This window comes from Rhodococcus sp. NCIMB 12038, assembly GCF_002165735.1.
Classification (GTDB): Bacteria; Actinomycetota; Actinomycetes; order Mycobacteriales; family Mycobacteriaceae; genus Rhodococcus_F.
The window spans coordinates 256,620-279,506 of record NZ_NHML01000002.1 but is presented as its reverse complement, the minus strand read 5'-3'; the positions used below and the strand labels follow the sequence as shown (position 1 = coordinate 279,506).

The following is a 22,887-nucleotide window of genomic DNA, read 5'->3' as shown; positions in this document are numbered from 1 at the left end:
CGATGTCCGAGCACCCCAGAGGCGGGCCGGTTCTGACCCGAGTAGTCGTCGTCCCCGCCGGGGATAGCGCTGTAGTGCAGGAGTTCTGGGCCGAGAGTTGGACGCTGCTCCGTCAGGACGACGGCGCCACCCTGAAGATCCTGGGCTCCGGTGACGGTTCGCGCCGGCGCCGAACACGAACCTCCTTGCTGGCCATCGCCCTCGGCGCGATCACCGGTGCCGTCACCGGCAGCTGATCGCTCGACGCCGCCCACCGGCCACCACTCCACCGACGAAGAGGTACCCCCATGTCACGCACTTCAGATACACCCACGCCCTCCCTGCGGCGCGATTTGCTCGTCATCCTCGGGTTACTGGGGCTGGCCGTGCTCGTGTTCCGCGTCGGCCATATCCCTGGCGTCGTCAACACCGCGACCCTGATCGCGGCAGGGGCGAGCATCTGGGCCGGATGGAGGCTGGTCACAGTGTTGCGTCGTGCGCATGTGCGCGCCACCGCGCTGGTCAGGGCCCGGCTGGCCGCGCCGCCCCACCGGGCGCCGGCGCGGCCGGTGGCTCTGCACGGCCACCGCAATCGCTGAGCGACCACCTCGACCCCGGCTGGCCGGGCAGGTGACCGAAGACGGTCGCAGCGATTCGCGCCGCGGCCGAGCCAAGGAATGACCGCGGCTGACGGCGCCACCGTGGTTGTTCAACGGTCACAGCCGCTCTCACGACCAGGACCTACACCCCAGGAGTGAATCACCCATGTTCCGTGCCCCACGCTGCTGCTCTGTCTGCTCGAACACACTCCGGTGCCAGTGCGGCACCTTCGACCGCCGGTGCGAGGACTTCTGCGATCTCGTGTCCGACGTCTGCTCCGTGTGCCAGGAGGCGGACATCGATCGCATCCCCGACGGCCCCGAACCCGACCCGGACGCCGACCACGTCAAGGAGCTGACGCTGGCCGAGCTCGACGCCCTGGTGCTCGAACACGCGTACGCGATGCCCTGGTCGGCGTCGCCGGCGCGTCTTCTCCAACCGCTCTGACCCACTCGCCCCGCCGAAAGGAGCTCCCCATGACCGACTTCGCGATCCGGGTGGACCCGGTGCGACTGCAGAATGCCATATCCGAAACCATCACTGCCGTACCGCGATTCGGCACCTTCGGCGTCACGCACACCGAGGATGTCACCGCGATGCAGATCCTCTGCCGGGCGCTCAGTGCGCACCGCGCCCTCTCCGCGCTGCGGCCGACAGACGGACTGGGTCTGAGCGTGCAGCTCGCACCCGGCGACTGTGCCGTCGACGCAGGCTACGCCTTCGACCAGTTCGAGGTGACCCTCGAACGATCGGGAGTTACACAGGTGCTCCAGATGGTCGATGCCGGCGCGACCACACTCCTCGACCTGACCGATCCCCGCAGGCAAGCGGGTCCGGAGGCCGCAGCGCGGCTCATCGTCGCGCACCTCGCCGTTGTCCTCCGCGAGGTGATGAACAGCAGTGCGCCGACCTTCACACGAGCGATCTCGGTGTGAACAGCCGTGTCAGACAAAAGATGGGCGCACAGCGCCCATCGGGCAGGGAGACGAGTGGATGGGTTACGCGCCCGGCTGACAGCTGTGGCGGGAATCGCCCGCCATCGAAAGACCGGACGGCCTGAGCGCCGTCACACGAAGAAGAGTGCGAGCGGAGGCCGCTGTCCTCAGCGACCTAGCTGCGCACCTCCCTCGCCCACGACGCACCCTCCTCGCTACCGGGGTGCGTCGTGGGACAGGACTTCGCTGCAGGACCATCGTGTCCAGCATCGGGGCCGTGACGCTGCATCATGCAGCGCCACGGCCCCACTGCTTCTAGTGCGCGATCACGTCGTTTTCCTCGTGCGCCGGCATCTCATCGAGCCGACCACGCTCACTCACAGAACTCAGGAGCTCACCGATGGCAGACGCCGCACTCACTCCGCTCGAGAACAACGCCCTCAACTGGGTCGTGTTGTGCGAGAGACTCAAGCTCGACCCGTCTTCCACCTCCGTGCTCGATGTCCTCCGACTCGTCGAGTCGTCGAAGTAGCGGACTGTCGCAACATTCCTGACGGTGACCGTGTCAATCACGCTGATGTGCACCGGGTTTCAGTCTCGCATCGTGAATACCCATCGACGGGCAGCGGAGCAGCCCTGCGGAGAAATACCTGAACAGAATCACACGATCACAGCCGATCGAACATCGATTCTCCAGACTTCGACGACAGGGGTACATCATGACCACGCAGACCGCCACCGTCAATGCGCCGACCGCCGAGGTCGCCGGGCAGCTCGCTCTCGACCTGGGCCTGAGCCTGCATGCCTGGGTCACCGAACAGCGCGACATCATCGCCGAGTGGAACGCTCGTGGCGACCGCTACCGGACCTTCGTCAACGCCTACGACGAGGACACGGTGACCGCGTTCGGTGCCTACATCGACGACCTGGCGGTCCACCTCGACGCGCTCGAGGATCCGAGCCTGACCGGTCTGCCGAGCTACAACGCCCGCGACCTGCTCGCCGAGCTGCGCCACCTGCGCAATCTCAACGAGAACCTGGTCCGCGCCGACGGCCGCGGCATCGTGCGCCGGGCTGCCGGGTCGCCGCGGACCACCATCCGCTGGGGCCTCACTGCCGGCGACGGCTCGGCCCGTGTCTACGCCGGGGTGATCGACCGCACCGCGAAGTCCTTGGCGATCGCACTCAAGAAGTCCTGACGCCGCAAGCGCCTGCACCCTCACCAGATTCGGAGACCGCCTCAAGCGGCCGCCGAATTCCCTCTGACAAGGCCGCAGCATCCCGCCCCGGGTGCTGCGGCCTTGTCATTTTCGCCTCGACGGTCAACCGGTCGGTCGCACGCCAGGTGGGAACGGAACCGCACCTGAGAAATAAGCGGACAGCGGAGCTGCCGCCGAGAACAGCCTCGAAGAAGCCAAACCACCACGAACGAAGGAACGCCATGCCTGTGTGCCCCAACGGATGTGCCGACGAATGCGACGCCCCTGTCGAGCTGGAGATCTGCTCCGCCCGTGGCCGTCGCGGTGGCGTTTGCGGCTGCTGCGGATACCAGGACCTGCGCATCGAGCTGTGCGCGGCGTAGCTGCCCGCAGCGGCCAGCAGAGCTGCCGCCCAGATCGACCTTGAAAGCCAGACCGTCACGATACGAGAGGGTGAAAGTCATGGGGATGGGAAAGCGGATGGCGGGCAACGCCGACGAGTTGAAGCTGGATCGCAAGAGCCGCCACTCCTTCGACTGGGATGCCGGCGACCGCAAGGGCATCCGGACCGGTGCGAACCGCCGCGACCGCCGTGGGGTGCGCCGCACGATCCGCGGCGCCGCGGCGACCGCGCTCGTCGACTGGGATATCGACGAACTGGTGATCTGAGCCTTCACCCCACCACCGAGCAGCCACGGCAGAAACGTCACCGTGACGGTTCTGCCGCGGCTGCTTGTTCTCTGTGAACCCGCAACACCTCACTTCGGAAAGGTCCGTCATGCACAGCACTGCCTACGATCTTGACGCGGAATACGCAGCCGAGGTGGCTGCCGCGATGGACGACATCGGCGCCCAGTGGGTTCCGACCGTCGCCGGCACCCACGGTGCTCCCGATCTGATGATGTTCCCCACCGGCATCTACCCCGGCCGGCAGATCCTGTCGATTCCCGGCATCACCCACCCGTTCACTCCGAACACCTGCCGCGATGTCGATGCGCCGGGCATGTGGGTTCTCGATGGTCTCATCCTGGTGTGCCGCGGCTGCGGCATCGACTGCACCTAGTCCGACCCCCACTCACGACACAGGCCCGGCTCCCCATTGCGGGGAGCCGGGCCTGTGCCTTCAGCGCTACTTCGCGCCGACCTTCTCCCTCTGGCGCGACGGCTTCGTGCTCGATGCTGCTGCGGCGGCAGCCGCAGCTACCGTCTCCGCGCGGTTGCGGGCGGCGATGATCAGGCCCTCGCGATTGAGGCCGCGCGAGTAGCTTGAGTCCAGGTAGAGGACCGGCGCGGCGTCTTCACCGTTCATCTCGATCACCTTGTCCTGGAGCACCTTGTGCAGAGACTCCCGCAGCGGGCCGGAGCCACCGCCGTAGACGTAGATCGCCTCGGTGACCGAACCGACCAGGTCGAGGACCTTGGACAGCTCCTGGGCGACCTCGCCGACGAAGAAGTCCGAGGCGATCTCGGTCTCGGTGACAACCCGCTGGTGGAAGCTCGCCTTGAGCGGGTTGACCTCGGCCTGAAGGAAGTCCGCCAGGTGCTTCCGCGAGACGAAGCCGTGCTGCTGCCCCTTCTCCGTCATCCCCTCGATCGTGTTCTCGAGCGCCGTGCCGTAACCCGCAGCGAAGGTGCGAGAGGCGTCGGGGTTGAACTTTCCGCCGGTGAACACGGGGAAGTTGACGGTTCCCTCACCCACGTCGACGCCGATGGTGTTGGTGGCCGCGAGCAGGTGCTTCGCTTCGATGCCCGGCAGCTCCAGGCCGCGGCTGCGGACATCGGCCAGCAGGCGATCCATCAGCGGTTCACCGTGGTAGTTGATCGCATATTGCGCGCTGGCGCCCTCGGGCACCACCAGGACGTTGTCGAACACGATGCTGACCGTGACCGGGGTGACGAAGTTGTTGATACGCACCTGGTGCACGAGGGGCTCGGCGGCCGTGCCGACGAAGCTGGCCGCGTAGCTGGTCCGGTGCACCTCGAACTCGTTGATGGGCAGCGCCAGACCGAGCACCGCGCGCACCGTCAGTGCGGTGACGTCGCTGTCGGCGTTGTTCGGGCTAGGCAGCTCGCCGGTGGCGGTGACGTAGTCGCGTAGCGCCTTGGCGGCGAGAATGCCCAGGACCAGCACCTTCGAGAGCTGCTGCTCGGCCTTGGACTTGTTGCCGATCAGGTCGAACGTGTCCACGCTCGAGGCCTTGGTCGCCAGCGCGTGTCTACCGATCACTCGCCGGTAGGTGTCCGGTACAAGGTTCGAGCTGAACACCAGGTCAGCGCTATCGAACCATGCCGAGCTGTCGGCCACCGCCTGCGACGCCTCGGCGTCGGGAGTCTGCACGAGATTCGGACGCACGAGCGTCGCGGAGACGCTCGGCATGTCGATGACGTCCACCGACACGTTGTTGCTGCGGACCTTGGCGTCGTTGCTGCGGTCTTCGATCACGCCCTTGACGTAGCCATTGCCGATGTCAAGACCTGCGGTGTACTCGAAGATTCCAGCCTGGGGATTGCTGCTCATCGTGTGTTTCCGTCTTTCTGTGTGGGTCGAATGCGGACTTCATGCGAAGCCACAGGTCGTGGCGCAGGTTGTGCGCTACTTCCGGAACAGGTCTTCGATGTCATCTCTCGGCGCTGCCGGCGGCGCCGGCAGCGCTTCGATCGGTGGTTCCGGGGTGGCTACCGGTGCCGGTTCGGGGGCGGGCGGAGGTACGGGGACCGATGCGGGCTCGGCATCCGGTTCGCTGTCCTGCTCCGGAGCTGTCGCCACCGGAGCGGGCTGCGCCACCGAGTCCTGCTTCAGGCGAGAGAGGGTCGTTGCCACCATCGTCTGTTCCATCACGCTGGTCGGGCCGAACTCGTTCACCCACATTCGGATCAACATCACCACCGCCTGCGACTGATTCCGCGTCCCCTGCGCGGCGAGGAAGGCCTCGACATCGGGGTTGTCGACAGGGATCTGCAGTCGAAGTGGCGGCTTTCTCGACCCTGACTGGCCAGCGCCAGTGGTTTGCGGGCTCATATCGACCTCGAACCTCTCTCTGTCACACGGCCGCTCAACGGCCACTCTGGTACCTCTAGGAACACCGTACAACATCCGTCGCACGGATACTAAGCGGACAGTACACAAGTGCGGATTCTCTGCGGCGCTCATGTGGAGAGAGAGTTACCACTGAGTGGATGTAATGCGGCTTCCATCTGACTGGACGACACCCGCCAATGGCTCGCTGCGCTCGGTGGTCGACCACGACTACGACTCCGCCGAACGGCGCGGCGAGGACGCCGATCAGATGAGGGAAGCCGGCATCGACGAAGAAGAAATCGCCACCCGCATGCGCGCCGACCTCGACCAGGCCCCGCACCCGGTCGATGCGGTGACCTGCACAGGTAGCCACCCCAAGGCACGCAAGGGCCGGACCAGGCGTGCGAAGTCCGCCGAGCGGACGATGACCGACCGGTAAGCATGCCTGTATCGGCGCAGGCAGTGGGAGTGCGGCTGCCCGGTGGGCGCGGGAGTCTCTGTGACGGTGATTTCAACCCTCACGGAGAGAAGATCTCCGGCACGAAAGCCGAGGTGTGATGACGCGGGCGCGTCCGGATTTACCGACTACAACCGTGTTCGCCGCCCACAGGGTGACGATCCGGCATCGACGGCAGATGAACAACCGCCAGCGCTAGACATCCGGCGGGTCCGAGGCGTTTACTCGTACCAGGTGGTCTGTTCCGCCAGAAATCCGCGGATGGTCCGGTTTGCCGGGGTGTTCGATAGACAGTCGGTCGATTGGAGCGGTCGAAGACGTCTGTGCGGTCCACCTAGCCCGGCCATGGCCTTTTGCTTACGGCTCGACGAGCAGTGCCGTTTCAAGTAAATGACCACTCACGACACGGGCAAGGTTGAAACTCGGATATGAAATATCGAGAGGCTCAGCTACTTAAGGAACGAGAACAATGTTCAGCTCGCCCGCAGTCGGATCCGCGACGACTGACGCGCCAAGCGCGGTTCCGCGTACACCGTCTCGCCGCGCGGAATGGATTCCGCACACCCGAGGCGGGTCCCCATAATTTGACCCTACTGTCCCGTTTGCCATCGCACACGCTAGGGCGGTGACATGAACAGGCACAACTTCGCAGTGCCGATATTGACGAATGGTCAACCTTCCTGACATGGCCGGAAAAAGATATTGATGCGCGGGCAACTTCAAATCCTGTCGCAGGACAAGAATTCCTCCGTTCCAAGTTGAATTTCGACCCAGAACCCGGGCGCATTTACGAGAACCAGCCATGCTGAGTGAAAATAGCAGTGCATTAGGGCGAATAACCCCGTATTCCACAGTCCTGAGCAAGGCCGCAACCGCCCAGTTTGGGAGAACTCTGATCATGAGATGGTCTAATCGAAGGAGTTGACATTTATGTCATGGCAAGCAGTCGGTGCACCGGCCTCATTCAGCGTTGATGCGAAAGACGTTGATGCCGAAGAGTGGCATTCTTTCCAATTCAACGGAGATGAAGGAAACATACTAATATACTACAAGTTATTCACTCGAACACTTCCAGGCGAACAAGTACGTGTAAGAGTTCAGTTCACCGAACTTCAAGTCATTGACGACGAGGAAATCGGTTCTGGAGACTGGAGAATTGTCACTTCTCTCAACAACGTAAACTGTGCGAATTCGCCGGAAGAACGCTGGTCGATCGGAACCGGAAGCAGTGCCGACCTTAGTTCCTTTCGCTCTGCCACCGTTCCTGTTAACAGCAAGGTAATTGTTCGGTGCCGAGCCTGGGAAGAAGACAGCTAGTTAACCACTCGGCTCGCGATGGCCGCGACTGCGGAGCAATTGGGGGAGCAGACGGGCTTGCGGGCGGTATCAGTCATTAACCGGTGACATACACCGGGACGGCGACGTCGACAATTCAAGCACCTCATCGGGCGCATCGTAGGGGCCGTCGACCAATCAACTCGTACTTCGCTACCAAAGATGTTGTACTGCAGCAGAAGTTGCAGTACAGACCCGGCAGTGGGGCGCGCACAATCAATTGGTATCTGCGCGCTTCTAGGTAAGACCATCGGAGTAGCGATCCACGGCAGTGGATCGCCTGTCCCGGGGAGTGCCTCATGACAGACATCGCCACAGGATTCATCCGGGGGATAGAGGCGTTCCTGATCACCCGGCTCGGAGTGATGACGCAGGGAGCGTGGCGCAACACCGGGGCCCTCGTCGGCTCCGTCGCAACCTTCGACAAGAAAGGCAGACAGTCGGCCTACGACAAGCTGAAGGCCGACATCGACTCTATGTCGCCGATCGTCAAGGCGATCGCCGAGAAGATCGGGAAGCAGACCGAAGTCATCGCAAAGATGGTGACCGAGGCGGCGAAGGACGTCAAGGACGACGACTTCAACTTCGACGTGGCGGCGCGCGTGGCGGTCCGGGTCGGCACCGCCCTGGCAGCAGCGGACGAGGCATACCGCATCATCGCGAGCGAGCTCGCCAAGGACTCCACCGGCAAGGTCGACGAGAACCTGCGCAATCAACTCCTCGACCTGTGGAACCCCTGGGCCCTGGCCTTCACAAACATGGGCACCACCAGCAGCAACGCGCTGAACCAGTTCGGCAAACTTTTTGGCGTTAAGAACCTAACTGACAAACTCGGCGACCACCTCGAACTCGACCGCTCCGAGGGCTTCCACCTCGTCGCCAAGATTGCCAAATCAGGCTCGACCGAGCTCGGTGACCTCACCCTGGATCAGCTCTCCTTCGAGGCATTCCTGCAGTTCAGCGACCGCCAGATCGCCAATCCGACCGACGAGGAGAAAAAGTCCCTCATCCAGCGCGACAACAAATTCTACTCCGGCGACATCGCGATACTCGGCCTGCGGGTCCGTACTTTGCTCGAACCAGGTATCACCAAGGACAAACTTCTTAAGAAGGTCATGCCGGGCGCCAAGGACCCGACGACCACCACGCTGACCGCGATCTCCCTCGACACCGCGCAGGGTCTTTACCTCGGCGATGGCCGCGCGCAGGAACGAGCTGTCCTCCCGGTCCGGGTGCAGTACCCGGGCCTCGAGTTCCGCGAACTGGCGATCGGGCTGGTCCGCAACCGACAGCGGGAGATCATCGCGCTGGAGGTCACGACGTCGATCGCGACAGAGATCGAGGACGTCGTGGGCATGCAGATCGTCGGCAGCGGCGTCGTCATCACTCCGGAAGGCCCCACCGAGCACCAAGCGATGTTCTCTCTGCCGGTGTCCCCGCGGTGGCCCGACGGGATCGGACTGAAAATTAATGCTGGCCCGGTGTCGGGAGCTGGCTACATCGAGCGGATCGAGCGCAAGTACAAGGTTGGAAACGACGAGGTCAAGCGCATCGAGTTCGGCGGGGTCATTCAATTGAAGGTGTTGACGTTCGGCGTCAACGCGATCGTCGTGCTTTCTCCTGACCCGTTCTCGCTGATCCTGATACTGGGCACACGCTTCCCCGTTGCGATCGAACTCGGCTTCGGCTTCACGCTCAATGGCATCGGCGGCATCCTGGCTCTCGAACGCGGCTTCTCCGTGCCGGCGCTTCAGGAGGCCTTGAAGGACCATATCGTCGAGCGAATGCTCATGCCCGACGACCCGTCGATCGATGGCGCCCCGAAGCTGCTGGAGCAGGTCGCGCAGATCTTCCCGCCGCGCAGCGGGGGGTTCGTGGTCGGACCGGCCGTCGAACTTGGGTGGGGTTCGCAGGCGAAGTTCGTCACTCTGAAACTGGCGGTGGTGCTCGCGCTGCCCGACCCCAGCGTCACCCTCCTCGGTTCAGTGCGGATCCAGGCCCCCACAAAAGAGGGCGCGATCACCGACATCCGCGCCGACATGCTTGCCACTGTCAACGCCGACCATCTCCGTGCCTTCGCCAGGATGCGCGACTCCAAGATGGGGCCGTTGAAGATCAGCGGCGATATGGGCATGTATGTCGAGTGGGGCGGCGAAGGCGCCTTCGAATTGTCCGTCGGCGGCTTTCACCCCGCCTACTGGCGGCTCACCGGCAAGGAGCCCCACCTCCTCGGGATGCAGCCGGCAACAGTCGAACTCTCCCCGATCAAACTCGTCACCATCGTCGCCACGGAGTATTTCGCGGTAACCCCGGGCACGGTGCAGTTCGGGGTCGAGGGAACGTTCACCGCCGATTTCAAGGTGATCACTGCCTCGGCCTGGATCGGCCTCAATGCGATCTTCACGTGGTCGCCGTATTTCGCGTTCCAAGCCGGGTTCCGTGTTGGCGCGAAGGTCGAACTGCTGGGGCAGTCGATCGCCGATGTCGGGTTCAGCGGGACGCTGTCGGGGGCGCAGCCGTTCCAGCTGTCCGGCCACATCAAGGTCGACGTCTGGTTCCTGCCGACATTCGACAAGGACGTCGGCCCCATCTCCTGGGGCGATCCACCGTCTGTGGCGCCGCCACCGGTCGATGCCCTGGCACTGGTCGCCACCGAGCTCAGGCGGCCGGAGTCGTGGAAGGCGATCCTCCCGCCGCACGCCGACCAACTGGCCGCGCTTGCCGACGTCGAGTCCGCCGAGGTCGACGGGCAGCTCGCCCACCCGCTCGCCGGGTTGGAGGTCGTTCAGAACGCGGTGCCGCTGGGCATCAAGATCGACCGGATCGGGACTTCGCCGGTCACGGCCGACATGGTCACGTTGGGCACCCCGACGATGTCGCAAAGCGAGGCGGCCGCCGTCAGCGAACTGCGCAGCGCATTCGCCCCCGGTCACTTCTTCGCACTGGAGGGAGAGAAGCTCCTCGCCCAGTCGGGCTTCGAAGAGTTCCAAAGTGGCATCCGTATCGCGGCGTCGACGACGCCGGTGATCGGGGCCGAGGCTCCGGTCACCGTCTCTTACCGCATCTACCTGCGCGGCTCCGGCAACACCGCTGCGGAGGCGGATTGGACGTCGACGACGATCCCGTTCGACACTGCACACGTCAGCTCGTCGCTGACCGCCCGCGCGGTCCGCGAGAACTCCAATCCTTACCTGACGACGCGACTGGGACGCCCGCCGGTGATCGTGGCGCCGCTCGGAACGTCGGTGCTCACTGATCCGGCCACCGGCACGCGGCTCCTCGACGGGCTCGGTGCCCTGACCGCCACCGCGGCCGACGTAGTGCGTGAGGCGGTGCGCGGCTCGGCCGCCGCGGTCCGCATGGAAGTGAGGAAGCCAGTATGACCGATCTCTACAAGCTCGTTGCGGCCGCGTATCTCCCACTCCGCGAGACCGCCGTCAATGTAGTGGCCGACGCCTTCGTGATCGGCCTCGCCGCGCCGGACCACTATATTGAAAGCGAGGTCACGCTGGAGGCGCTCGACCTTGCGTCGTTCGCGACCAGCGGCCTCGCCGCGGCGGCCGACGATCCCGAGCCCGGCGAAGTGCGAACCAGTTCTCGGGTAGTGTTGCCGTTGGCCGACAGCGGCGGACAGAAGTCGACGGCTGAGTCGACGGTGACGCTGTACGGCCCCGGCGACGTCATCAGACTGGACCCCGGTTCGATCATCCGCCGCCATCCCGCGCCCACGACGCAGACCGCGGAGGTCACCGATCTGGCGCACATCGAGTTCGACCGGCCAGAGTTGCCGTGGGCGTTCTCCGCGGTGGCCGCCCGGGCGAGCAAGGTGATGCGGCCTTGGCTGACACTCATCGTAGTAAGACAATCTGTGGTGCAATGGGATTCGATTCCTGGTCTGCCACCCCGGCTGTTCGTGCCGCCCAGCGAACTGCCCGACCTGGAGAACGCCCACCTGTGGGGGCATGCGCAGGCCGCACGCTCGGGTGCAAGCCTCCCCGCGCGCCTCTCCCCCGAGCACGCGCCGATCAACCTGTCGCGCCTGGTGTCCCCGCGGGTGCTTGAGCCCGACACCGACTACGTCGCCGCACTGGTCCCCACCACCGACGTCGGTGTACAACGCGGCTTGGGTACCGGCGGCGGAACGCTCGATAAGGCGTGGCGCCGGAGCAGCCCTGACACTGTCGTGCTACCCGTGTACGACCGCTGGGAGTTCCGCACCGGACCGGCGGGCGACTTCGCCACCCTGGCGCTGCGTCTGGTCGGCGTGGCCGCGCCGTGGGAGGTGGGCCGACGGGCCGTCGACATCTCATCACCCGGAGATCCCATGAAGCGCACCCTCACCGCTGGTGAGACAGGCACCAAACAGGTCCTGCGGTGCGCGCTGTTCTCACCGTCGAAACCGCCCAACGCCACGGCCAAGGCAAAGGAGGAGGCTACCTGGCCGGACGACATGGTCGACGAGTTGGCCGGGAAGCTCAACCGGGCCGCCGAACTCGGGGGCGTCGTGGCGAACACTGCCGACGAGATACCCGACCTGCCCATCGTCGGGCCGCGCCTCTACGCCCGCGCCCAGCGCGGGGAGGCCACCGTCGGCGGGTACGACTGGTTCGCGCAGCTGAACCTGTCGCCGGTCAATCGGATCGTCGCCGGCCTCGGCACGCGGGTCGTGCAGCGCGAGCAGGAACAATTGATGGCTGCGGCGTGGACGCAGATCGGCGAGGTGCAGAAGGCCAACCGGGCGATTGCGCTCGCCCAGCTCGCCGAGCAGGTCGCGGTGCGGCTGCACATGCGAATCGGCGACTTCCACCAAGGACATCTGCTACAGGTGGTGGCACCGGTCGCGCCGCTGGTCTCGGTGAACGCCGGCCGCACACTGGCAGCTGATATCGCGGCGAGCGCCACCCCGGTTGCCACCGTCTCCGGTGCCTTCCGGCGTGCACTGCGTCCGGGCGGTCCGGTCGTGCGCCGGGCGGCCGACGCGACGAAGCTGGCCGGGACCATCGTCGGCACCGACGCCGGAATGCGTGACTTCACCCGCCGGTATACGAACCCCGACGGCATCGAGGGGCTCAGCGCCGTGTCCATCGCCACCCTCGACACCGCGCGGGTCTCGGCGGTCCTCGACGTCCCCGAGGGCAAGGTCGCCACCACACTGAATAAGGCGAGCGCCAACATGAAGGGCGGGTTGTTCGCGCACCTGGCCGACGCCACGACGTGGTCGAACGCCCCCGCCGGTTTCGACGCGGCGACGATGATCGCCACCGGTTGGCGCGACGCGATCGTCACCGAGTCCCGGATCCCGGTCGTGGAGAAGATCCGTAGGCAACGGGTCGGCCCCCTCGCCGCGGAGCTGGCTGTGTCTGCGGCACCCGCGATCCTCGGCATCAAGAGCGAACTCGAAAGCGCAGCAATAAAATACAACAACTCGGTGATCACCACGGTGACGACGACACCCACGTCGGGAGTCGACCCGGTCATCCGCCGGAAGCCGGGCCGCTCAAGTGAGACCGTCGGGCGGATCTCGATGTTGAATCGCATCACGACGGCGGGGACCGGCCGGCTCGCGACGGGCGTGCCCGGGGTATCGGTGATCGACGCGTCGGCGCTGCAACGCATCACCACCCGAACGTCGGCGAACGCCACCAGCGAGGCGCTCAAGCATTTCGCCCGTCTCGCGCCCGTGCAGGTCACCCCTCTGCTGGAGAGGGCGCGGGCAACGTCGGCGGCGCGGCTACGCGCGATGATCCCGGAACTGCTCGACCCGGGAGGGGTGATGGCGATCCCGCCGGTGGCGGTGCGCGCGCCGGTCGCCGTCGGCGATCTAGTCGCGGCGCTCGATCCGCGGCGCACGGTACGCGAGGCGCTGCGGGGCCGGTTATCGGCGGCCATCGACAATGGCTGGTTGTCCGACGTGTCCGCCCCGATCATGGCGGCGCCACAGTTCCACCGCCCAATGTTCGAGGCACTACAGGACTTTGACGAGCAGTGGCTGCTGCCGGGCCTGGAATACCTGCCCGACGATGATTTCGTGACCGTCTTGTCGATGAATAGCGCCTTCGTGGAGGCGTTCCTCGTCGGGCTGTCCGACGAGTTCGGCCGCGAACTGTTGTGGCGCGGCTACCCCACCGATCAGTGCGGCACCTACTTCACGCGGTTCTGGTCGTCGCGCTCCGACGAGTTGCGCTCACCGATCCACCGGTTCGCCCGTACCGACTTGGGCACGCACCTGACGATCGACGGCCCGGAGGGTGCGGAGCGCGCCGTCATCGTCGTCAAGGGAGATCTTGTCCGCCGCTACCCCGATGCCATTATTCGAGCTGCCAAGAAGTCCGGTAAAGGGCCGACCACCCGGTTCGATCCTGCCGACCAGCTGTTCGCTGCGCGCCTGGGCCCCGACACAGTCATCGTCTGCATCGACCTGAGCGTCGCGGAGATGACGTCGGGCGGGTGGTGGGTCCTCATCTCCGAGCATCCGACGGCGACCCGCTTCGACCGCGCCGACAATGCGCAGGGCTCGTTCCTGGGGACCGGAGGCATGACCGATGCGGCGGCGTGGGCGCAAAAGCGCGTTCACCAACCGGTCCACGTGGCGTTCCCGGCCACCGACGTCATCAAGCAGGAGGGCTGACCGATGCCCATCGACACCCCTCAGGCTCTGGTGGCCGCCCGCGCGGAACTCGCCCTGCTCACCGCGCAGCGGAACCGGATCATCGCGGCCACCCCGGACCGCGGCCGCGCCGAGGAGATAATCCGCATCGACCGGGGCATCATCAGCGTGCTGGACCGCTACAACGTGTCGATCGACCCGTGCGAGGCCTCGGCCAGCGTCCCACTGGTGATGTTGCCGGTGAGGGTGGAGGCGAAGCTGAAGCCGGGCTCCAGGACGCTGCGAGTGCGGATCTGTCCCGACGCGGTGCATATCGACAGCCTGGTGCGCTCGGTCACCGACACCGAAGTCGTGGCGGGACAGAAGTATTGGACGATGCTCTGGGCAGACCCGAAAAATTCGGGCGCCTGGGGCGATCTGATCACCACGGTGGGCGATAGACGAGCCGGGTGGGTCGCGCACGTGACCGCGCCAGTCAACGCCGTCGAGCGCGGCAGCGGCGCTGCGCCGGTCTTCGGCACCGCGCCCGACGAGGTCGCGCGCGGCACTGTCGCCCGCTGCCTGCCCAACCTGTTCGTCGTGCACACCTACACCCCGGGCAACAAACCGATCGTCACACACGGCAACTCCATCCCACCCGACCTGCCGGTGTCGCCGCTGGCCTTCGACGACGACCCCCTAGTGGACGCCGGCAAGCTGAAGGTGGCGATCGGGTCGGAGTGGACCGTCGAGTTCAACGAGGCGGTGCGGCTCGGGATGGGCGTCGAGGTGCCACTGCCAGCCGGGGTGAACCGGATCGACCGACTGGTCGTCGTGGGGGTGCGGCGCTCGGTGCCTGAAGAGGAGAACGCCGCCGACTTCGCCAGCCTGCTGGCCAGCCACCGCTACACCGACGGTCTGTCACTGCCGCCCGCCGGCACTCCCACCAACAATGACGACGAGCAGCGCTCGCCGTACCGGTCTGACGTACAGCCCACCGCGCCGCCGCTCATCATCGGCGAGGCGGACGCCGACGCCGAGGCGCTGGCAGCGCTGCTGGGCGTCGCTCCGACCACCATCGAGGGCCTCCTCGACAGTGACGCGCCGCGCTCAACGCTGGGCGCAGCACAGCAGGCCGCGAACACTGCGCTGTGGTTCGCTACCTGGCATCCAGTGCTGACGTGGATCGGTATGGGCAACCACCCGGGCTTTTCGCCGTCGCAGATCGAGTCTGCGCGGCTGCTGCACCGCGACCACGTGCGCGGCGCCGGACATACCCCTGCGATGCGGATCGGCGCCCAGCCCTACGGCGTGCTGCCGGTGAGCAACCTCGCCAGGTGGAAGCCCACACCGAGCGACTCGACGGCGACGGTGGCGACGGTGATCGCCCGGACGTTGAAGCGGTGGGTAACGGTGGCGCCCACGGTGCCGCACATCGCACCGGGCGGCGATGTCTCCGATAAAGACCTGCTCGACATCCTGGGCACTGCCCCGATGTCGAACCGGGTGCGTGTGCGCATTGCCGCCGACGGCCGCAGCGCCCCTATTTTCGCGTCAGTGGCTGGCCTTGGCTTGGGCTTGGTGGAGAACGAGGCGACGATACGGCGCGCCGTGTTCGCGCAGTATTCGACGGCGGCCGCCAAGCACCGGTTCCTCCACTCGCCAAGTGATCAGAGCCGGTCGGTCCGGATGCCGCTGGTCTCGGAGCACGACGCCGAGGTGATCGAGCAGATCATTGCCGGAGGTAGCCCCAAGGTGGACAGCGTGCTCCAGGCGCTGCTGGTGGTCGCCTGGGACCAGGCGTGCGGGATCGGGAAGAAGGCGGTGCCCGAGCGCTATCTGGCGCCGCTGTTCACCTTAGTCGGCACCGACCTGCCGATTATGGAGCTGGCGCGGGAGGCGGTGAAGCCGGCCAGTGTCGCACCGGAGCCTGGACAGGCCTCTGTGGCAGCGCAGGAGTTTCGCGCCACCGTGCGGTTCGGCGGCCAGCCAGCCGAGCCAGTGCGTCTGTCGCAGTTCGAGCCGCTCGCCGAGGCGCAGACGTCGCTGGCGCAAGTGGCCCTCGACCTCGGCGACACCCCGGAGGGGCGCTGGGTGGCGCAGGACGCGATCGCCACGGTGATCGAGGCGTACGCGTTGCGCGGTGAAGTGAGCGTGGCAATGACCGCGCTCGGTGGCGCCCCGATCGACGAGCGGCGGATCGCCATCGCCTCGGCGGTGGACGTGGCGTCGCACCGAGTGGACGCGTGGGCGAGCGCCCTGGCACATTCGCGTGTAATGCCGAGCCGGGGGGCGATGACGATCGGAGCTTTTGGCTATGTCGAGAACATCGAATTGCTTCCGCCCGCCAGCGCCGCAGGGTGGGTGCAAGCGCCGAGCCCATCGCACGCGGTAGCGGCCGGGGTGCTCGCCAGCGCGCACGCTTCCAATATCGGGGCCAAGCCCGGCAAGCAGCCATTCGCGATCGACCTGACGAGCCGCCGCGGGCCTGAGATCCGCCGCATCCTGGAGGGAGTGCACGCCGGCCAGCCGCTCGGTGCACTGCTGGGGTACCAGATCGAGCGGAGGCTGACTGGGCCGCCAGCGCGGTTCCAGCTGAGCCTGCGGGAGCTGGCGCCGATGAACGTGTCCGAGCTCAACAACGAGCTCGGACCGGCCGAGCGCAGCAACCAGATCGACGCAGCCGACGTCGTCGACGGGTTGGCGCTATTGAAGAAGTACCCGCCGGAGCGGTGGGGTGACTTGCGCGGCGCGCTGAACACCCCTCCGAAGAACGCCTATACCCCATCGTGGCCGGAGGTGTCGCAACAGGAGTGGAAGGCGGTGACGTCGGCGATGCGGGCCGCGTCAGACTCGCTCGACGCGGTGAGCGATGCAATGTTGTCGGAGTCTGTGCTGCAGTACTGCGGCGGCAACGCGGCGCGCGCAGCGGCTGCGATGGACGCAGCGGGAACCGGCGGTTCGATCGACTCGGACTTAGGTGTGTTCGACGTGCGGCAGTCGGGACGGCAGTTGTCACACGCGTTGTTCACCACGATCCCCGTCGACGCGACGGGCTGGTCCTCGACGCGCCCCCGCGCAATCGCCGAGCCGCGCGGGGAGAAGTGGGCGGCCCGTCGGATGGGTGACCCATTGTCGATCATCGTCACAGACAGCCCCCGGCACACGCTGGCCGAGGCCGGGTGGGCGGCGCTCGACCTGGTGTACACCGACGGAATCGCCGACCTAGACAGTGGTCTGCGCACTGCGATCCCCGGGCTGGCCGACCATCCGCTCGCCGACCAGCGGGGCGCCGATTGGCCCGACGGCGCGATCTCGATCCTTGACGCGGCGACGCTCGCCGGCACGCTGCGCGGGCTGCTGGCGGGCGCGCGGGCCCTCTCGCCCGACGATTTGGCGAGGTCTGGGGAAGTGGCGGCGCGCAAGCGGACCATCGACGTCGACGAACTGCTGGATCGCTGCCTGCGCCTGGTCAGCGGCCTGCGTGGCCAGCTTGAGCTCTCGGCCGACGCGATCACAGCGATCGATCCGAACACCCTGACCGTCGCCGAGGCCGATGTTTCCGCAATCGCCGGGGCCGTCGCCGGGCTGGCCGCCTACGGTGCCGCGCTGACACCGGATGCGCATGCTCCGACGAACGTCGCGTGGGCGTGGACGGCCTGGCATTCAATGCGGGCCCGCCACGCGCAGGCAGACGGCCTGCTGAACTCGATTTGGAACGGAAACACTGCGCCATCGGTCGCCGCAATCGTCGACAGTGCGAACACCATCGCTGAGACGGTGCTGGGCGACGGGTTCCGCCTGTTGCCGCTGCTCGCGCCGTCCGCGGGTCTCGATGACTTCGCGACGGCGGTCACCAACCCGGTGTTCGCGCAGCCGTCGCCTCCAAAAGTGGCCGCGTTCCTGCGCGACCATGCGACGGTGCATGCGGGCGCGGCGCGGGTGGCCGAGGCACAGCTGATCGGGAAGGCATTGCGAAGACCAATCGTGCTGACCGTCGTGCAGCTGACCGAGCGCGCCGGGGTGACGGCCGCTCCGGGCACCGACCGTTGGTTGGCCGGGCCGCTGCCCGACGACGTGCCGTGGCCGTCGACGGCGTCGACGCACGCGGTGATCGAGCTAGTGGGTGAGGCTGCGGCGCTGAGCGGGCGGATCGCGGGAATCGTGTTCGATGGCTGGGTTGAGACCTTGCCGTTCCAGCCAGATCCGGGCGCATTCGCCGCGGGCGCTGATACAGACAATCCGCTGCGCGCCGCGCGCGCCACCACCGGGCTGGCGGTGAACGCGAACCAGGCGTCGGCGCGGGCACCGCAGGTGTTGCTCTCGCTGGTGTCCCCGGACGGCAAGCGGTGGAACACGCAGTCGGTCGTCGATGCGGTGTTGGCAGCTGTTGACCTGGCGAAGGCGCGGTTAGTGACGCTGGAGAAGGCGCCGGGCGACGCTGCGATTCTTCCGGCCATCTACGTCGCGAGCCCGTGGCTGCAGCCGGCGAAGTTCTTCGACTTCGCCGAGTTGGCCGCACAGCCGTGGGACCAGTCGGTGTACCCGTTCCTCTCGGAGGTGAAGTAATGCCGTTCCAGCCGATTGAGTTGTTCAAGTCTGACCTCGTCGACACGATGCGAGAGATCGCCGTCACGCTGCCGGTGCAGGACCCGCCGGCGCTGGTTCGCGTGGAACCGGACTCCACCACCGGTGACCCGGCGCCCGGTGTGCGGGCCGAACTGGCCGACGCGGCGTGGATGTTGGGCCGCCAGTGGCAGCTCGGCGAGTTAACCGGGGAGAGCGCGGGGACCCCGGTGTCGGTGGACGTTGATTCGTCGGCCCGGCCGATTACCGCGTGGGCGCCGTTGGACGACGCCTCGATGGCCGATCCGATGAAAATCGTGTGGCGGCCGTGGCCCCAGGGTGCAGTGTTGGAGGAGCTCGTGGGGGACGTGCCGATTCGGCCGGGGCTGCGCCAACGCGCGGAGGCCGGCGCGCAGTTGGTGGACATGCTCGACGACGCCGGCTGGGGTGCTGTGAGCGATGTGCTGCTTGAGCGGTACCCACTGGCGTTGGATCCGGATCCGAATTCGCCGGAGGAGCCTGTGGCAGGGGAGAGCGCCGAGGAGAAGGCGCAGCGGCTGGCCAAGGTCGCCGAGCGCGATGCGCTGGACCCGCAGGCCAAGCGGCTGCTTCGGGTGCTGGCAGGGACTGTTCCCGATGGTGCGGCGGTCGCGCGCGCGTTGGAGGACGATGACACGGACTGGGTGTCGGACGCTGATCTGCCGGCTGACGACCTGCGGGTGCTGCTCGCGGAGTGGCTGCGCTGGTGGTTGGGTCCGACGGCAGTTCTGCAGCAGTCGCCGAACACCGGCGGTGCATGGTGCGCGGAGCGGTTGGAGTACCGGTTCGCGCTACGCTTCGGCAACAACGCGAATGCGGTGGTTTTGCGCGGCACGCGATGCGGGGCAGCGGAGATCCGGTGGAGCGACCTCGATTGGGTTGACGCGGCGACACCGCAGCTGACGGGGGATTCTGTCGGTGCGCCGGTGACGACGGCGGCGACAGTGCTCGCCACTCCGTTGCGCTACCCGGGGATGCCTGCCGACCGGTATTGGGCGATGGAGGACGGTTGGGTCGATCTCGCAGCGTTAGAGGCACAGCCGCAGGATCTGGCGCGCCTGGCGTTGGCGGAGTTCGCGATGACGTCCGGGGACGATTGGTTGGCGGTTCCTGTCGACGGCCTATTGGGCTCGATTAACGAAGTAAAAGAGGTACGGATCACCGACAGCTTCGGCGACACGGTGACGGTGCCAGAGATGCGAGATCCACGGTTCACCCTGTTCCGGGTGTCTACGATCGGTGGGGCGACGCTGCCGGGGATAGTGTTGCCACCAGTCTCGGCGGGGACGGTGACCGGCGAGGCCGTCGAAGAAATCGAATTCCTGCGCGACGAGATGACCAACATGGCATGGGCGATCGAGCGAATCGTTCGCGGGCGCAGTGGCGATCCGCGGCCGCGCTCTGCCGAGCTCCGACCTGTGCAGCCTCCGTGGCCGCCGGACTTGGACCCCGAGGAGCGGTTGTACCGGCTTCAGGCGCTGGTGCCCCCGGAATGGATCCCGCTCGTCCCGTTCGCGCCCTCGCCCGGTCGAGTCGCGCTACGCAAGGGCGCGTTGCTGCGGGACGGGAAGCCGATACAGGCGGTCAGTACGACGTTGGCTCCGACGCCCCTGACGTTCCCCGACGAGGAGATCCCCCGCGAGGGCGTGCACCTTCGCGCCGTCCCGTCGCTGGCGCGCCGAGCCGATGGGTCGTATGCGAAATGGATAACGTATCGGGTTCGGGTTGGCACCGGGTCCGCCGCCAGCAACCTCGCTTGGGATTCTGCGCTTAGTGTTGCTGAGTCACGACCGTGAGCGGCTTGGGGTTCGGTCGATAGAACCACGTCAGGGGACGGCATGATTGAGATCCCGCTGAACCGTGCGACCGAGCTGCTGGAGGTGCACCTTCAGCATCTTGCTAGCCATAGACGAGTCCTCCTACGCCAATAGCGTGGAGTTCGTGATGGACGGCGACATGACGGGGATTGGGGGAGCAGCAGCGTCAGACCTGTCTTGGCTCACTTCTCGGTGAGGAATGACATTCCATTCTCTTGACCTGGTACTTCTCGTGTCGATGGCGGCGGTTTCACGCACTAACGGCGCCGGTCTACCCTCGTCGGGTGACGTTCATCAGGCGGGTCCGGACGAAGTCCGGGGCCACAGCGGTGCAGGTCGCCCGCTATGTCAACGGCCGGCAGGAGATTGTCAAGCACATCGGGTCAGCGCACACCGATGTCGAGCTCGGGATGCTTCTCGAGCGGGCCCGAGCGTGGATCGAGCCCGATCAACAGGTCCTCGACCTGGGCGTCACCCCGCAAACACCGGCGGCGAGCGTCCTGGCGGCGGGCCAGGGCGTGTTGTTGCCGGCCGCGGATGACCGGCCGGTCGTCGATGCGCCGGGGCGGACCGCGTCGACGGGGTCGGTGGTACTGCGGCAGATCCTCGAAAGTCTCTACGACCAGCTCGGTTTCGGGGTGCTCGGCGACGAGGTGTTCCGGGATCTAGTGATCGCCCGAATCGTCGAGCCCGGCTCGAAACTCGACGCCGCCAGGGTGGTCCGTGACCTCGGGAAGGACCCGGCGAGCTACGCCACGATCAAGCGGCACCTGCGGTGGATCATCGACCGCGACTACCGGGACCAGATCGCGACGAAATGTTTCGAGCATGCCGCCGAAACAGGTGGCCTGTCCCTGATCCTCTACGACGTCACGACCTTGTATTTCGAGGCGGAGAAGGAAGACGAGCTCCGCAAGGTCGGCTACTCGAAAGAACGCCGCGTCGATCCGCAGATCGTGGTCGGTCTGCTCGTCGACCAGACCGGATTCCCCTTGGAAATCGGATGTTTCGAGGGGAACAAGGCCGAAACCCACACCATCGTCCCGATCATCCGGCAGTTCCAGACCCGCCACGACATCACCGGGGTCGAGATGGTCGTCGCCGCCGACGCCGGGATGCTCTCCGCCGGTAACTTGAAGGACCTCGACGACGCCGGCCTGAAGTTCATCGTCGGCTCCCGCGTCACCAAAGCACCCATCGATCTGTCGAACCATTTCCATTGGAAAGGAGACGTTTTCGTCGACGGACAAGTCATCGACACCGTCACGCCGCGGCATGCGAAGAGCACCGTCAACAACATCCGTCACCGCACCGAACCGGTCTGGGATCCGGCCAGGCACCCGAAGTCGTGGCGGGCGGTCTGGCAGTACTCGAAACGCCGCGCGGTCCGCGACAACCAGACCTTGAACGCCCAGGAAACCCGAGCCCGCGAGGTCGTCGACGGGGCGAAAGCCCCGAAATCGACCCGGTTCGTCAAGACCACCGGCAAGGGACGCAGCCTCGACACCGCATCGATCGAACGGGCCCGGTCGCTGATCGGGTTGAAAGGCTATGTCACCAACATCCCCGCCACCCTGATGGAACCCGGCGAGGTGATCGGCAAGTATCACGACCTCTGGCACGTCGAGCAGTCGTTCCGCATGTCGAAAACCGACCTGAGAGCCAGGCCGATCTTCCACCGCACCCGCGACGCGATCGAAGCGCACCTGACCATCGTGTTCGCCGCCCTGGCGGTGTCCTACCTGGCCCAACACCGCAGCGGACTAGCGATCGGCAACGTCCTCAAACGACTCCGACCTCTCCGCTCGGCCACCATCGCGATCAACGGCACCCGGCACACATTCCCACCCGAACTCGACCCCGACACCTGCGACCTCATCGACAAGATCACCGGACCCGGACTCACGCACTAACGAAATGAGCCAACTCAGGTGAGCGGCTTGGGGTTCGGTCGATAGAACCACGTCAGGGGACGGCATGATTGAGATCCCGCTGAACCGTGCGACCGAGCTGCTGGAGGTGCACCTTCAGCATCTTGCTAGCCATAGACGAGTCCTCCTACGCCAATAGCGTGGAGTTCGTGATGGACGGCGACATGACGGGGATTGGGGGAGCAGCAGCGTCAGATCCGGCGCTGACGGGAAACGCTCTGGAGGAAGTGCCTTGAAACTAGCGGCGACATGTGACCATGGGTCCTCCTGCGCGGCGGCTCGTCCGTCAGCGCCCGGACCGTCCCACCGAGAAACCCTACATCTCGCGCTGTCGCAGAGAATTTTCGAATCGACCCGCCCTGGGAAGCCATTCGCGCTTGGTTGTCTCCTGCCCTACCGCAGAGCTTGTCTGCGGTAAATCCCT

General features: G+C 66.1%; 17 protein-coding genes. 15 read left to right on the top strand and 2 right to left on the bottom strand.

Going from position 1 to position 22,887, the window contains the following annotated elements; translation table 11 throughout:
- The first annotated feature begins 2 nt into the window (after positions 1 to 2).
- The 8 genes from CA951_RS42690 to CA951_RS03485 all read left to right on the top strand — a co-directional run bounded on the left by CA951_RS42690 (position 3) and on the right by CA951_RS03485 (position 3,776).
- Positions 3 to 236, top strand: a complete 234-nt coding sequence (locus CA951_RS42690) for a hypothetical protein (RefSeq protein WP_143543006.1) — start codon at positions 3 to 5, stop codon at positions 234 to 236.
- 51 nt (positions 237 to 287) lie between these two features.
- Positions 288 to 578: a hypothetical protein gene (locus CA951_RS03510; RefSeq protein ID WP_087555542.1), complete on the top strand. Its 291-nt coding sequence runs from the start codon at positions 288 to 290 to the stop codon at positions 576 to 578.
- A 262-nt stretch (positions 579 to 840) separates the two neighbouring features.
- Positions 841 to 1,026, top strand: a complete 186-nt coding sequence (locus CA951_RS03505; protein WP_143543005.1) for a hypothetical protein — start codon at positions 841 to 843, stop codon at positions 1,024 to 1,026.
- Between the two features lie 29 nt (positions 1,027 to 1,055).
- Positions 1,056 to 1,514, top strand: coding sequence for a hypothetical protein (locus tag CA951_RS03500; protein WP_087555540.1), 459 nt, complete (start codon positions 1,056 to 1,058; stop codon positions 1,512 to 1,514).
- 400 nt (positions 1,515 to 1,914) lie between these two features.
- Positions 1,915 to 2,046 (top strand): hypothetical protein, encoded by a 132-nt coding sequence (locus tag CA951_RS44005; RefSeq protein ID WP_256973284.1) that lies wholly within the window; start codon positions 1,915 to 1,917, stop codon positions 2,044 to 2,046.
- Positions 2,047 to 2,233: 187 nt separating this feature from the next.
- Positions 2,234 to 2,713 (top strand): hypothetical protein, encoded by a 480-nt coding sequence (locus CA951_RS03495; protein WP_087555539.1) that lies wholly within the window; start codon positions 2,234 to 2,236, stop codon positions 2,711 to 2,713.
- 462 nt (positions 2,714 to 3,175) lie between these two features.
- Entirely contained in the window at positions 3,176 to 3,382 is a 207-nt protein-coding gene (locus tag CA951_RS03490; RefSeq protein WP_143543004.1) for a hypothetical protein, read from the top strand.
- A gap of 109 nt (positions 3,383 to 3,491) precedes the next feature.
- Positions 3,492 to 3,776 carry a hypothetical protein gene (locus CA951_RS03485; RefSeq protein WP_087555537.1) on the top strand — a complete coding sequence of 95 codons (285 nt, stop codon included), beginning with the start codon at positions 3,492 to 3,494 and terminating at the stop codon, positions 3,774 to 3,776.
- 66 nt (positions 3,777 to 3,842) lie between these two features.
- Here the strand turns inward: CA951_RS03485 and CA951_RS03480 are convergent, their stop codons facing one another.
- Entirely contained in the window at positions 3,843 to 5,231 is a 1,389-nt protein-coding gene (locus CA951_RS03480; RefSeq protein WP_087555536.1) for a hypothetical protein, read from the bottom strand.
- A 75-nt stretch (positions 5,232 to 5,306) separates the two neighbouring features.
- Complete coding sequence (locus tag CA951_RS03475) at positions 5,307 to 5,777, bottom strand: hypothetical protein (RefSeq protein WP_143543003.1); 471 nt, start codon at positions 5,775 to 5,777, stop codon at positions 5,307 to 5,309.
- A 118-nt stretch (positions 5,778 to 5,895) separates the two neighbouring features.
- On the opposite strand from CA951_RS03475, the gene CA951_RS03470 reads away from it, so the two are divergent.
- From CA951_RS03470 to CA951_RS03445, 7 genes are all read left to right on the top strand, one after another.
- Complete coding sequence (locus tag CA951_RS03470; RefSeq protein ID WP_256973279.1) at positions 5,896 to 6,171, top strand: hypothetical protein; 276 nt, start codon at positions 5,896 to 5,898, stop codon at positions 6,169 to 6,171.
- Positions 6,172 to 7,119: 948 nt separating this feature from the next.
- Complete coding sequence (locus CA951_RS42685) at positions 7,120 to 7,506, top strand: hypothetical protein (protein ID WP_143543002.1); 387 nt, start codon at positions 7,120 to 7,122, stop codon at positions 7,504 to 7,506.
- A gap of 317 nt (positions 7,507 to 7,823) precedes the next feature.
- Positions 7,824 to 10,907 (top strand): DUF6603 domain-containing protein, encoded by a 3,084-nt coding sequence (locus CA951_RS03465; RefSeq protein ID WP_087555534.1) that lies wholly within the window; start codon positions 7,824 to 7,826, stop codon positions 10,905 to 10,907.
- Positions 10,904 to 14,152, top strand: a complete 3,249-nt coding sequence (locus CA951_RS03460) for a hypothetical protein (protein ID WP_087555533.1) — start codon at positions 10,904 to 10,906, stop codon at positions 14,150 to 14,152. Before CA951_RS03465 ends, CA951_RS03460 begins: the two co-directional genes overlap by 4 nt.
- Positions 14,153 to 14,155: 3 nt before the next feature.
- A complete protein-coding gene (locus CA951_RS03455) occupies positions 14,156 to 18,679 on the top strand; it encodes a hypothetical protein (protein WP_087555532.1) in 4,524 nt (1,507 codons plus the stop codon).
- Positions 18,679 to 20,511: a hypothetical protein gene (locus tag CA951_RS03450; protein WP_087555531.1), complete on the top strand. Its 1,833-nt coding sequence runs from the start codon at positions 18,679 to 18,681 to the stop codon at positions 20,509 to 20,511. Before CA951_RS03455 ends, CA951_RS03450 begins: the two co-directional genes overlap by 1 nt.
- Positions 20,512 to 20,816: 305 nt before the next feature.
- Complete coding sequence (locus tag CA951_RS03445; RefSeq protein ID WP_087555530.1) at positions 20,817 to 22,445, top strand: IS1634 family transposase; 1,629 nt, start codon at positions 20,817 to 20,819, stop codon at positions 22,443 to 22,445.
- Positions 22,446 to 22,887 lie beyond the last annotated feature (442 nt).

What these genes read in the sequence shown, in the direction of transcription:
- CA951_RS42690 (WP_143543006.1), top strand. Translation starts at nt 3, where the DNA reads ATGTCCGAGCACCCCAGAGGCGGGCCGGTTCTGACCCGAGTAGTCGTC.
- CA951_RS03510 (WP_087555542.1), top strand. Translation starts at nt 288, where the DNA reads ATGTCACGCACTTCAGATACACCCACGCCCTCCCTGCGGCGCGATTTG.
- CA951_RS03500 (WP_087555540.1), top strand. Translation starts at nt 1,056, where the DNA reads ATGACCGACTTCGCGATCCGGGTGGACCCGGTGCGACTGCAGAATGCC.
- CA951_RS44005 (WP_256973284.1), top strand. Translation starts at nt 1,915, where the DNA reads ATGGCAGACGCCGCACTCACTCCGCTCGAGAACAACGCCCTCAACTGG.
- CA951_RS03495 (WP_087555539.1), top strand. Translation starts at nt 2,234, where the DNA reads ATGACCACGCAGACCGCCACCGTCAATGCGCCGACCGCCGAGGTCGCC.
- CA951_RS03490 (WP_143543004.1), top strand. Translation starts at nt 3,176, where the DNA reads ATGGGGATGGGAAAGCGGATGGCGGGCAACGCCGACGAGTTGAAGCTG.
- CA951_RS03485 (WP_087555537.1), top strand. Translation starts at nt 3,492, where the DNA reads ATGCACAGCACTGCCTACGATCTTGACGCGGAATACGCAGCCGAGGTG.
- CA951_RS03480 (WP_087555536.1), bottom strand. Translation starts at nt 5,231, where the DNA reads ATGAGCAGCAATCCCCAGGCTGGAATCTTCGAGTACACCGCAGGTCTT.
- CA951_RS03470 (WP_256973279.1), top strand. Translation starts at nt 5,896, where the DNA reads ATGCGGCTTCCATCTGACTGGACGACACCCGCCAATGGCTCGCTGCGC.
- CA951_RS42685 (WP_143543002.1), top strand. Translation starts at nt 7,120, where the DNA reads ATGTCATGGCAAGCAGTCGGTGCACCGGCCTCATTCAGCGTTGATGCG.
- CA951_RS03465 (WP_087555534.1), top strand. Translation starts at nt 7,824, where the DNA reads ATGACAGACATCGCCACAGGATTCATCCGGGGGATAGAGGCGTTCCTG.
- CA951_RS03460 (WP_087555533.1), top strand. Translation starts at nt 10,904, where the DNA reads ATGACCGATCTCTACAAGCTCGTTGCGGCCGCGTATCTCCCACTCCGC.
- CA951_RS03455 (WP_087555532.1), top strand. Translation starts at nt 14,156, where the DNA reads ATGCCCATCGACACCCCTCAGGCTCTGGTGGCCGCCCGCGCGGAACTC.
- CA951_RS03450 (WP_087555531.1), top strand. Translation starts at nt 18,679, where the DNA reads ATGCCGTTCCAGCCGATTGAGTTGTTCAAGTCTGACCTCGTCGACACG.